Origin of the sequence: Aquimarina sp. MAR_2010_214 (assembly GCF_002846555.1) — a bacterium.
In the GTDB taxonomy this organism is placed as follows: domain Bacteria; phylum Bacteroidota; class Bacteroidia; order Flavobacteriales; family Flavobacteriaceae; genus Aquimarina.
Map to the genome: position 1 here is coordinate 1755693 of NZ_PJMS01000001.1, position 13043 is coordinate 1768735.

The 13043-nt window shown below is 31.8% G+C and carries 4 protein-coding genes; all 4 read left to right on the forward strand.

Annotated elements, in window-relative coordinates:
• Positions 1 to 370: 370 nt before the first annotated feature.
• The gene (locus ATE84_RS07525; protein ID WP_101447220.1) at positions 371 to 895 is read left to right on the forward strand and encodes a UpxY family transcription antiterminator; all 525 of its coding nucleotides are present in this window, start codon (positions 371 to 373) and stop codon (positions 893 to 895) included.
• 15 nt (positions 896 to 910) lie between these two features.
• The gene (locus ATE84_RS07530; protein WP_101447222.1) at positions 911 to 9646 is read left to right on the forward strand and encodes a non-ribosomal peptide synthetase; all 8736 of its coding nucleotides are present in this window, start codon (positions 911 to 913) and stop codon (positions 9644 to 9646) included.
• Between the two features lie 43 nt (positions 9647 to 9689).
• Complete coding sequence (locus ATE84_RS07535; RefSeq protein WP_101447224.1) at positions 9690 to 12086, forward strand: outer membrane beta-barrel family protein; 2397 nt, start codon at positions 9690 to 9692, stop codon at positions 12084 to 12086.
• Positions 12087 to 12223: 137 nt separating this feature from the next.
• Positions 12224 to 13042: a cupin domain-containing protein gene (locus ATE84_RS07540; protein ID WP_233195765.1), complete on the forward strand. Its 819-nt coding sequence runs from the start codon at positions 12224 to 12226 to the stop codon at positions 13040 to 13042.
• The last annotated feature ends 1 nt before the right edge of the window (position 13043 follow it).

Here is a 13043-nt window from a genome sequence, read left to right on the forward strand (position 1 = left end):
ATTTAAAATTTTAACAATGGATTTTTACTTTATTATAGATCCAGAAAAACTAGGTTAAAGAGATTATAGTATGATATTTTTTAATCAATAAATTGTTATATTTAAAATTATTCTAGCATTAACATTTATTTTCAGTTATTTGATTTTCAATTCTTTAGATTGAATCACGATCCATTTTTTTTGTTAAAAATTGTTAATTGCGGGTTATCCGTAATTCTTTAACTTAAAAAGTTTCTAATTTTGATTTGTCTAATTATTGCCTTTAAAATAAATCCCCACTTTTTAAAATTTTATAGAATTATGTTTGTGTGACAAGCAATGGCTTGCCTATAGCTGTTGATAAGCGAAAATTTAATATAACCCTATATAAATGACTACATCTTTTAAAACCGGTTGGCATGTTCTTTATGTAAAATCATGTCAGGAGAATAAAGTGCATCAACTTTTACAGAAAAATCAGATCGATTCTTTTTTGCCAATGATAAAATCCATAAGGCAATGGAGTGATCGTAAAAAAGTAATTCATAAACCGCTTTTTCCTTCTTACGTTTTTGTCAAACTAAATTCTTCAATGGATTTTCATAACGCTTTATCAATGGATGGAGCTTGTACTTATATTCATTTTGGAAGGGAATATGCAAGAGTTAGAGAAGATGAAATACTGAAGATTAAATGGTTTGTTAATTCAGAAGATATCAGTAGTATTAAAGCTAGTAACGGTTCATTTCAAGTTGGTGAAATTAGAAAAATTAAATTAGGGGCACTTAGTGGTTTAGAGTGCGAAATTCTAAAAGTTAATAATACCAATAAAATGATTGTACGCCTAGATTCATTGAGTTATAAGATTACTGCAAGTATACCTTCATATTATTTAGAACAACCTTCTTTAATATAAAAAGTTAAACATTCCGTGAATACTAATTTAAAAAATAAGATAATATCAAACTATTGGATTGATAAGGTGAAAGAACACCTTACTGTTGACAATAATCATTTGACTTTAAGCGAAACTGAAAGGCTATTTATTTCAAGAGATGATTTGACTTATTTTAATAAATTAACTGCAAATCATACCTTGGTTGAATTTACTGTCTTAGCATCAATTTATGGAATTCTTTTGCAACGATATTTTGAAAATGTTCATTTTATTGGTTCATCTGAGGTAGAGCCAAAACAATCGCTTTTGTATAAGGTTTTAAGTATGAGCGGATTCACTTTAAAACAATATATGAGTGAATATAAAAATGAAGTAAAAGAGGTTTTTAAATATTCAGAGTATGATGTTAATTCTTTACAGAACAAAAATTTATGTAACTATACTTTATTTGGTTTTTCTTTTATTGGAAACTTTGATAGTAAAAAGTCTTCCTTTCCATTTTGTCTTTCAGTAGATAAGAATATTGATAGCTTTGTTTTTTCCGTTTCTTATGATAGTACTTTTGTTATAGATAATATTCCTTATAGTTTTTTAGATAGCTTTAAAGTTTTGTTGGTTGATTTAAAAAAGTATATAAATCAGTATGTGGATAAATTACCTCTTGTTTCAAAAGATGAACGGAAAAAGATTTTATATTCATTTAATGAAACAAAAGTTGACTATCCTAAAGACAAGACTGTAGTTGATCTTTTTGAAGAACAAGTAAATAAAACACCAGATAATATAGCGGTGGTTTTTGAAGATAAAAAGCTTACCTATAAAGATCTCAATGAGCAATCTAATCAACTAGCAAATTATTTAAAAGACACCTATAAAGTAGTTCCTAACGATTTAATAGGGATTAAACTAGATAGATCAGAGCAATTGCTTATTACCATTTTTGGGGTATTAAAAACAGGAGCAGCTTATGTGCCTATTGATATTAATTATCCACAAGATCGAATAGACTATATTGAAAAGGATAGTAATTGCAAAGTAGTAATTGATCAGCAAGAGTTGAATCATTACAACAAAGTGAAAGATCAACATGTAAATAAAAAATTACCAAGACTTACTAAACCGAATTATCTAGCCTATATAATTTATACCTCGGGGACTACAGGAAAACCCAAAGGAGTAATGGTAGAGCATGGAAATGTAACTGCCATGCTTAATTGGGCAAAAAGAGAATTTGAAGCAGAAAACTTCAATATATTGTATGCAGTAACCTCTCATTGTTTTGATTTATCTGTATACGAAATGTTTTATCCTTTAATAATCGGTAAAAAGATAAAAATATTAGATAATGTTTTATCAATAGGAGAGGAAATACAAAAAGATAAAAAAGTATTAATTAATACTGTTCCGTCAGGTATAAGAAATTTTCTTAGCACTAAGAATATTTTAAATAATGTGTCTGTGATCAATCTTGCGGGAGAACCATTTCCTGTTGATGTTGCAAAAAAACTCCTTACCACAAATGCAGAAGTTAGAAATCTTTATGGACCATCAGAAGATACTACCTACAGTACAGTTTACAAACTGTCATTTGATAATGAATATGCTTCTAGTATTCCAATAGGCAGACCAATATCGAATTCGAGTTGTTACATTTTAGATTCATATTTAGAGCCTTTACCCACAAATGTAATAGGTAAGTTGTATGTATCTGGAGCTGGAGTTGCTAGGGGTTACCTAAATAGACCTGACCTAACCAAAGAGAAATTTATAGCTAACCCTTTTGTAGCTGGAGAACGGATGTATGATACAGGTGATCTAGCAAGGTGGCTCCCGGATGGCAACATAGAGTTTTTAGGTAGAAAAGATACTCAGGTGAAAATTCGTGGATATCGTATTGAACTTGAAGAGATTGAAAATACGCTTCTAGAATTTTCAGAAGATATAGGGCAAGTAGTAGTGGGTATTGCAGACAATACCGAAGGAAGAGAGAAAGAACTGGTAGCTTATTATACGACTGGTGTTACGTTGGATAAGTCGAATTTAAGAAGTTTTCTTCAGGAAAAGTTGCCTTCCTACATGGTTCCGGGTTACTATATAGAGTTGGATTCAGTTCCGTTAACCCCTAATGGTAAGATAGACAAGAAGTCACTTCCTAAAGTAACTAAAGAAGCTTTAATCCAAAGAGAATATGTAGCACCAAGAAACGAAGTAGAGATACAACTCGTAGAGATATGGCAAGAAGTGTTAGGCTTAAACAAGATCGGAGTTACTGATAATTTCTTTGAATTGGGAGGACATAGTCTATTAGTAGGCCAAATCATCAATAAGGTTTATAAAGAATTAAACAAGAGTATTACCTATAAAGCGTTTTTTGAAAACCCTGTCATAGAAGAAGTATGCAAAAAGATTTCTAATAGAAACTATACTGCAATTCCGGTAACTAAATCAAAAGATTATTATCCTTTAACTACTTCTCAACATAGAATATGGGTTTTAAGCCAATTAGAAGGCGGAAGTAAGGCCTATAACATGCCAGGAGCAGTTAGGTTAAAAGGTCATCTGGATATTTCAAAATTTGAAGAAGCATTTAGAATTTTAATAAATCGTCATGAAATATTAAGGACTAACTTCATTGCAGATGAATTAGGAACCGTACATCAATATATCATTCCTAAAGAGACTAATAGATTTAAAATATCTCATCTGGATATAAGTGCTTATTCAGAACAATCCATTAATGAACTTCTTCTAAAAGAACAAGCGACGGTTTTTGATCTGGCCAGTGGTTTTTTACTAAAAGTAACATTGCTAAAAAGAGAAGAAAAAGAGTATATATTTTCACTGGTTATGAACCATATCATAGGTGATGGATGGTCTATAGAGTTGTTAATATCAGAAGTTATTTCTATATACAATGCTCTTATTCAAAACAAAGAATACTCGCTTCCTGAATTAAAGATTCAGTATAAAGATTATGCGGTATGGTTACAATCGGAATTAAATAAAGACACGTATAAAAAGTCTGAGACCTATTGGTTAAGTAAGTTTGAGGGTGAGCTTCCGGTTTTGGAACTGCCAAATTTTAAGAATAGACCCAAAGTTCAGACTTATAATGGAAGAACCTTAACTCATCATTTTTCCAGCAGATTTTTAGAGAAGCTAAAAGTATTTTCAAAATCTAATGATGCAACACTGTTTATGACGTTAATGTCAGGAGTTAATGCTCTTTTATATCGTTATACAGATCAAAACGATATTATTATAGGCACACCTATTGCAGGGAGAGAGCATCCGGATTTGGAAAATCAAATTGGGTTGTATCTAAATACTTTAGCCATACGAACCAAGATAGACGGATCAAATTCTTTTGTAGAATTAGTAGAACATCAGAAACAAACATTATTATCAGCTTACCAGCATCAAAATTATCCGTTTGATGAATTGGTGAACCAGCTAAACTTAGAGAGAGACACCTCGCGGTCTGCTTTATTTGATGTTCTAGTTGTATTACAAAATCAATCACAGGTAAGTAGTATTACTACAGATAGTAATATTTCAGGAATACAAATTGAGGACTATTATGTAAGCAGAAATACTTCCCAGTTTGATATAAGTTTTACTTTTGCAGAAACAAAAAGAGATAAAAGTTTAAAACTTAGTATAGAATATAATACCGATATCTATGATAACTATTTGGTAGAACGAATATTTACTCATTTTGAAAATTTAGTATCTAAGGCTATTAAGCATTCAAAGGCTTCGGTATCTTCGATAAATTATCTTTCAAAGAAAGAGGAAAAGCAATTAATAGAATTGTTTAATGAAACAAAAGTTGACTATCCTAAAGACAAGACTGTAGTTGATCTTTTTGAAGAACAAGTAAATAAAACACCAGATAATATAGCGGTGGTTTTTGAAGATAAAAAGCTTACCTATAAAGATCTCAATGAGCAATCTAATCAACTAGCAAATTATTTAAAAGACACCTATAAAGTAGTTCCTAACGATTTAATAGGGATTAAACTAGATAGATCAGAGCAATTGCTTATTACCATTTTTGGGGTATTAAAAACAGGAGCAGCTTATGTGCCTATTGATATTAATTATCCACAAGATCGAATAGACTATATTGAAAAGGATAGTAATTGCAAAGTAGTAATTGATCAGCAAGAGTTGAATCATTACAACAAAGTGAAAGATCAACATGTAAATAAAAAATTACCAAGACTTACTAAACCGAATTATCTAGCCTATATAATTTATACCTCGGGGACTACAGGAAAACCCAAAGGAGTAATGGTAGAGCATGGAAATGTTATTAATCTAGTTTATTGGTTTATCCAGAAGTTTAAGATTACCGAAACTACAGTTTCATTACAACTAACAGATGTTTCTTTTGACCCGAGTGTTGAAGATATTTTTACTACACTTTCATCAGGTGGAATGTATCATGTCATTTCAAAAGATATTTTATTAGATATAGAAAAGCTTAGAACATACATAAGTTTAAATAAAATTAATATACTTAATTATGTGCCGGAATACCTAGGAAATTTATTATTAAGTAATCCAAAATTAGAATCATTAAAAACCGTAATTTCAGGAGGAGAAGCAATTTCCGAGCAATTAAAGTTTAACCTTTTAAAAGCAGGATATAGTATATATAATAATTACGGTCCTACAGAAACTACGGTCGATGCTTTAAGTTCAAAATTATCTAGTAGTTTACGAGTGACCTTAGGTAGTCCAATTGCAAATACCAAATCGTATATATTATCTAACACCCTATCATTACAACCCACAAATGTAATAGGTAAGTTGTATGTATCTGGAGCTGGAGTTGCCAGGGGTTACCTAAATAGACCTGACCTAACCAAAGAGAAATTTATAGCTAACCCTTTTGTAGCTGGAGAACGGATGTATGATACAGGTGATCTAGCAAGGTGGCTTCCGGATGGTAACATAGAGTTTTTAGGTAGAAAAGATACTCAGGTAAAAATTCGTGGATATCGTATTGAACTTGAAGAGATTGAAAATACGCTTCTAGGATTTTCAGAAGATATAGGGCAAGTAGTAGTGGGTATTGCAGACAATACCGAAGGAAGAGAGAAAGAACTGGTAGCTTATTATACGACTGGTGTTACGTTGGATAAGTCGAATTTAAGAAGTTTTCTTCAGGAAAAGTTGCCTTCCTACATGGTTCCGGGTTACTATATAGAGTTGGATTCAGTTCCGTTAACCCCTAATGGTAAGATAGACAAGAAGTCACTTCCTAAAGTAACTAAAGAAGCTCTAATCCAAAGAGAATATGTAGCACCAAGAAACGAAGTAGAGATACAACTCGTAGAGATATGGCAAGAAGTGTTAGGCTTAAACAAGATCGGGGTTACTGATAATTTCTTTGAATTGGGAGGACATAGTTTAAAAGTGACTCTACTTAGAAACTTATTAAATCGAAAATTTAATACAACTGTTAGTTTTAATGATCTTTATTTAAAAAACACGATTAGAAATCAAGCTTTTTTAATCAAAGAAACTGACAAATCAATCTATCAAGATATTTCTAAGGTAGCGGTTCAGGATAGCTACATACTATCATCTTCACAACAACGGATTTGGATGTTAAGTCAGTTTGAAGGTGGTAATAGTGCATATAATATGCCTGGATTGTATTTGTTGGAAGGAAATGTAGATAAAGAAGCAATAGAAAAAGCCTTCCATTCCCTTTTAGAAAGACATGAGATCTTAAGAACTAGATTTCAAGAGGATACTGTCACAGGAAAAATAAGACAACATGTCTATTCTTTAAAAGAAAGTAATTTTAAATTTATATATGAAGAAAGCCGTTTTTTAAATATTTCAGATAATGATTTAGAACAAATTGTAAAAAAAGAATATAACTATAATTTCAATTTATCAAAAGACTGTTTATTAAGAGCAAAACTTATAAGGGTTTCCAAAAATCAAACGTTACTGTTGATGGTAATTCATCATATTATTGCTGATGGCTGGTCTGTCGAAATTATAAAAAATGAATTATTCCATTTTTATATCTCTCATTTGTTTAACAGGCCGAACAATCTTGAACCATTAAAAATTAATTATAAAGAATATGCCAAATGGGAACAAAACCAATTAGATTCAGGTAAAGCTGTGAAAGCACAATCTTATTGGAAAGATCAATTTCGAGATGAGATTCCTATACTTGAACTTCCTTCAAGTCAGAGGAGACCAAAGAATAAAACATATAATGGAAAATCAGTCTATCAAACGATTGATGAAAACAATCTCGATCAATTAAAAGCTCTTTGTAAATCCAATAATTGCACGCTATTCATGGGGGTAACAGCGGTGCTTAAATTCTTATTGTATAAATATAGTAATCAAACCGATATTATCATCGGAACTCCAATAGCAGGAAGGGAACATTCTCAATTGCAAAACCAAATAGGTGTATTCATTAATACTTTGGCTTTAAGAACTAAATTCAGCGGTAATGAATCTTTTGAAACATTCCTCAATATGGTAAAAGAAATCACCTTGAACGCTTTTGAGCATCAATTATACCCTTTTGATAAGTTAGTTAGCGAATTGTCTCTACAAAGAGATTTAAGTCGTAATCCTTTATTTGATGTAATGGTGACATTACAAAATACAGATAATAGTACTTTTGAAAAAGATAAAATACCAGGATTACAGATAAAAGATTACAAGGTAACTGATGAAGTAACTAATAAGTTTGATTTAGAATTTATTTTGGAAGAAAAAGACAATAAATTAGAAGTTACTACAATATATAATTCTCATATTTTCGAATCAGAATTTATTACAAGTTTACAGAAGCATATAGATATTGCTATAGAAAGCTGTACTAATATGCCCAAAGAACCGCTTTGTAAACTTCCTTTCCTTACTAAGGACGAAAAATTTAAATTGTTAAACGAATTTAATGATACTAAGCGACACTACGATGAGAATTCTTTTTTAGAGCTTTTTAAAGAGCAAGTTGCTATTCAAGCAGATGCCATAGCGGTTGCTGATGAGAAACAAAAATATTCCTACGCTGAATTAGATTTGGTATCTGGGCAAATTGCAGAATTCTTAACTGTAAATTTTGAAAAAGAAATTGATTTAATTGCAGTAATGCTGGATCGTTCTGCAATAACTATTGCAGTTTTATTAGGTATATTGAAGGCAGAAAAAGCTTATTTACCTTTAGATCCAACTTTTCCATTAGAACGACTCAGGTATATTATAGGACATAGCAAAGCCAAAGTTTTAGTTAGCAGTGAAGAATTACAGTCTGAAATAACTATAAATACTATCACTACATTAACAGTGAACCAAATTTTGAATGAAAGTCGTTATTTTAAAGGTAAAATACCTTTTACTTCTTCTACAAATGATACTGCATATGTCATTTATACTTCCGGTTCAACAGGTAACCCTAAAGGCGTAGAAATATCCCATAGTTCGCTGGTGAATTTTTTATTGAGTATTAAAAAAGAACCAGGTCTTCATAGAAAAGATATTTTATTGGCAGTTACAACATTTTCTTTTGATATTTCTATACTTGAGTTTTTTGCACCACTAATTTCCGGGGCTATGGTCTTTATAGTGAGCAATGAGACATTACTTGAACCTAAAAATGTTATTAGGCTTTTAGAAGATGTAAAACCCTCGATAATTCAGGCTACACCAAGTTTTTTTCAACAATTATTCGATATAGGCTGGAGAGGGGAGAGTCGTTTAAAGGTACTATGTGGAGGTGATGTATTAAGCGAATCTTTAGCAGATAAATTAGTGTTGTCATGTTTAGAATTATGGAATATGTATGGTCCTACGGAAACGACTATTTGGTCTACCATACATAAAATAAATAAACCAAGTGAGGCAACTATAATTGGAAAACCTATTGCTAACACCTGCTTGTATGTTTTAGATCAGTATTTGCAATTACAATCTCAAGGAGTGGTTGGTGACTTGTATATAGGAGGTGCGGGGTTAGCAAAAAGTTACTACCGGCAAGAAGAATTGACAAAGCAAAGATTTATTAAAAACCCATTTAGGGAAGGATTGATATATAACACAGGAGATGTTGTAAAATGGAATGCCAATGGAGAACTGATTTTTTTAGGTAGAAATGATAATCAAGTAAAAATTAGGGGTTATCGTATCGAATTGGGAGATATAGAAACTAAAATGAACACAATCCCCGGTATTTCGAAAGCAATTGTAATAGCTGAAAAAGACCCTTCAGGTATTAATTTTTTGGTTGCTATTTATACAGTTGAATTAAGTGTTGAAAGTAATTTTATTCGATCGCAGCTCAAACGAATGCTACCATATTATATGATCCCATCTCAGTATGTAGAAATAGACTCTTTTCCTCTGACGCCTAATAAAAAAATAGATCGTAAATCTTTGTCAATTAATCTAAAAAATTCTGATCAAACTTTGCGATCAAATTATATTCCTGCAAAGTCAGTTAATGAAAAAAAGTTAGAAGTAATTTGGAAAAATATACTTGGCATAGAAAAGGTTGGGGTGAACGCTAATTTTTTTGATTTAGGAGGTCATAGTCTAAGTATTACCAAATTAGTTGCAGAAATTCAAAAAGAATTTTTGGTAAAATTAACGTTGAATAAGATCTTTGAATATGCCACGATAAAAGAACAATCTTTACTAATAGAAAATACGCAATTAGTTAATCAAAACAAAATATCCGAGGATACTGAAGAATCAGAATTTGAAAGTTTCTCGATCTAGACCAACTATAATATAAAAATAAACAAAACTCACAAAAATAAAAATGACCAATAAATTAACATTTCTATTTTCAACAGTATTAGTTTCTATATTAAATGCACAGATTGATATAACAGGAACAATATTGGAAAGTAAATCTCAAAATCCAATAGAATTTGCAGAAGTTTTATTAATAACGGATAATATCTCAAATATAATCGGAGGAATTACCAATGAAAAAGGAGAATTCAAGCTGGTTGCTAACTCTGGAACTTACAAAATGCAAATCATATATGTTGGGCAAGTATTATATACTAAACAATTGACCTTAACTAATGATCCTTTGAATCTGGGTATTATAACTGTCGACAATGAACAACAGCTTGACGAGGTAATTGTTGAAGCAAAAAAGAGAATAATAGAAAGGAAAATTGATCGCCTGGTTTTTAACGTTGAGAACTCTACCAAATCAGCAGAGGGGGATGCGCTCGAAGTGCTTAAGGTTACACCCGGAGTCCGAGTACAGAATGATCGGATAACAATGATTGGGAAAAACAGTGTTTCAGTCTTGATCAATGATAAGATAGTCAGGCTATCTCAGGAAGAGCTGGGCAATTTCCTTAAGTCTATCGCTTCAGAAGATATCAAGAGCATTGAAGTTATTACCACCCCTCCAGCTAAATATGAAGCCGAAGGCAATAGTGGATTGATCAATATACAACTGAAACAGGCTAAACAAGATTCCTGGAGTGCTATGACAAGGGCTTACTACCGACAAAGGACCAAAGGTACCTCTTCTATATTAGGTAATTTCAATTTTCATAAAAATAAGTTCGGTTTATCGGCCTCCTTAAACTACACTGAGGGGGTGTGGCATCGAGATCAAGATGTCCTAGCTAATTTTCCAGATGCCTTTTGGGATACTAGAGCTCCTTTTGATGCTGATCTTAGGAGAATAAACGGTAGGTTAGATATGAGTTATAAGTTGACAGAAAAATGGAATATGGGAGGACAGTATATCTATAATTCTATGGAATATTTTCAAGACAATAACCCTTTTACTTCCATTTTTGAAGACAGCTCTCAGGAAATTACAAGATCACTTCAGTCTAATACAAAGTTAGATAACCAACCAGTTTTCAATTCTATCAACTACTATAATGAGTTTAGTATTGATACTTTGGGTAGAAAAGTTACCTTAAACTTAGACTATTTTGATTACAGAAACAATGATGTTAAGAGTTATAATGGTACTTCTGTTCGGGAATCAACACTCGCAACACAATTCTATAGAGGTATCAATATCAATGAACAAAATATTAAAAATGGTTCGGTAAAGCTAGATGTAGAGCTACCGCTAAAATTATTTAATCTCAGTTTTGGAGGTAAGCTGACTAAATCAGTTTCGAATAATGATATCCAGTTGTTTAACAGTGGTTTAGTTAATGCTGCTGTCACTGAGCTTCCTATAGTGAGCAGTGATTTTGAGTATTCAGAAGATATTCAGGCTTTATATTTCTCTACTAATAAAAAGATAAATGAACATTGGGAGATACAATTAGGGTTGAGATTAGAGACCACCCAAACTGAGACTTCCTCATCAAACTTGGCTTTGACCACCAAGAATGACTATAATAAGCTCTTTCCAACGTTTTATATAGCGTATTCCTCTAATAATAATTCCACGTTGACTTTTAATTATAGCAAAAGAATAGAAAGGCCACGTTTTCTTGACCTAAACCCTAATGTGTTTTTTCTCAGTCCATTTGTTTCAGTAGAAGGCAATCCTTTCCTGCAACCTGCCTTTGTTGATAATATCGAACTAGCTTATAGTAACAAAAATTTCGAAACAAAGATTTATTTTAGTAATGAAGATGCCCTTTTCGGACAAGTGCCCTTACCTAATGCTGAAACCAATGAGACCAGATTTACTAATGAGAACTACATTAATACTCAAAGGTTTGGACTTACTAATAATTATACTTTCAATCAAATTTCTTGGTGGTCCAGTAATAATAGCTTTGACTTGAATTATTCTATTTCCGATTTTGATCTAGCTGAAATTCCTCAAATACAAAAAGGCTTTAATGCAAGAATTTCAACTAATAATGATTTAGTTTTGAATAAGAGTAAGACGCTTTTATTCAACATTTATTATTGGTATAGCTTACCTGGAGTTGATGGTATATATGATGTAAAGTCAATGAATTCTTTGTCTATGTCTCTACACTATTTTCTAATGAATAAGAATCTTAAGATATCCTTGAAGGGCAATGATATTTTCAAAGGGCAGATTGAAAGAATCTCCACAATAACCAACAATATTTTTCAGAGAGAGCGATATTACAACGATAGCCGGTCGGTACAACTCACCGTTTTGTACAAATTTGGAAATAACAATATCAAAGTCAAAAGAAACAAAAGTGGTAATCAAGCAGAAAAGAGAAGGGCTGATAATTAGATAGTAGAAAGCAGCTTACGACTAAAAGATAAAACAGTGTAACATTGGCAGAGGTTAGCATTTGGAAAATAGTTCAAAAAATACTTTAAGCTTTAAATAAATTAATGTTTCATTCAACTTCATAAATGAAAAACAAAATGATAATAACCAGAATTTTAATGATTGTTGCCCTTTGTACAAGTCTTTGTACTTATGGTCAAGATGGAAAAGCTAATACTGAAAATATGTCAACAAATGTAAGTCCTGTTTTGCTAGACAAAAAGATGATGTCTGGCATTGGTTTGAAACAAGTCAAAGCTCCTTGGGATCCTGATAGGGAGTTGTACCAAAAAAGAATTTATAATGGAATTGACTTGGGTATATATGTAGTGTGTAGTGAGACTGCGAAAGCTACTTGGGAAAATTATAAAGCAGAGGAGTTTATTTATGTCATAAATGGTCAGGCCAAACTTACACCCAAAGGAGAAAAAACAAAGACCTTTAATGCTGGAGACTTCTTTTTTGCACCTAGAGGGTACACTGGTGATTGGGAAACAGTAGGAGGCAATAAGTACTACTACGAGTTAGCAGTTGTGGCTAAAAAGAAAGGTGAAACTTCCAAGTCAGAAATACCGAATCCTTTTTTAGTAGATAAAGAAAGATTCTCGGGAATTAATATTACAAGGATAGATACGCCATCGGGAGAGCAAGAATCGTATAGAGATATGCTATACGAAGGCGAAGATCTAACAATGGTTATAGAAGCAGAGAAGCCACAAAAAAAGGAAATCAAACATTCTACACAAGAACAGTTGATCTATGTCATTGGAGGGGCAGTTAACATTACTCCTAAGGGTGAAGTATCCAGTACTTTCTTCACCGGTGACTTTTTTGTGTTACCACAAGGCTTTACAGGGAGTTGGGAATCTGAAGGATTTGACCTGTTTCGTACCTTAAATGTTACAAAATCTAAATAGA

Bases quoted from the DNA above. Each gene is read 5' to 3' on its own strand.
- ATE84_RS07540 (WP_233195765.1), top strand. From the start codon at position 12,224: ATGATAATAACCAGAATTTTAATGATTGTTGCCCTTTGTACAAGTCTT.
- ATE84_RS07535 (WP_101447224.1), top strand. From the start codon at position 9,690: ATGACCAATAAATTAACATTTCTATTTTCAACAGTATTAGTTTCTATA.
- ATE84_RS07525 (WP_101447220.1), top strand. From the start codon at position 371: ATGACTACATCTTTTAAAACCGGTTGGCATGTTCTTTATGTAAAATCA.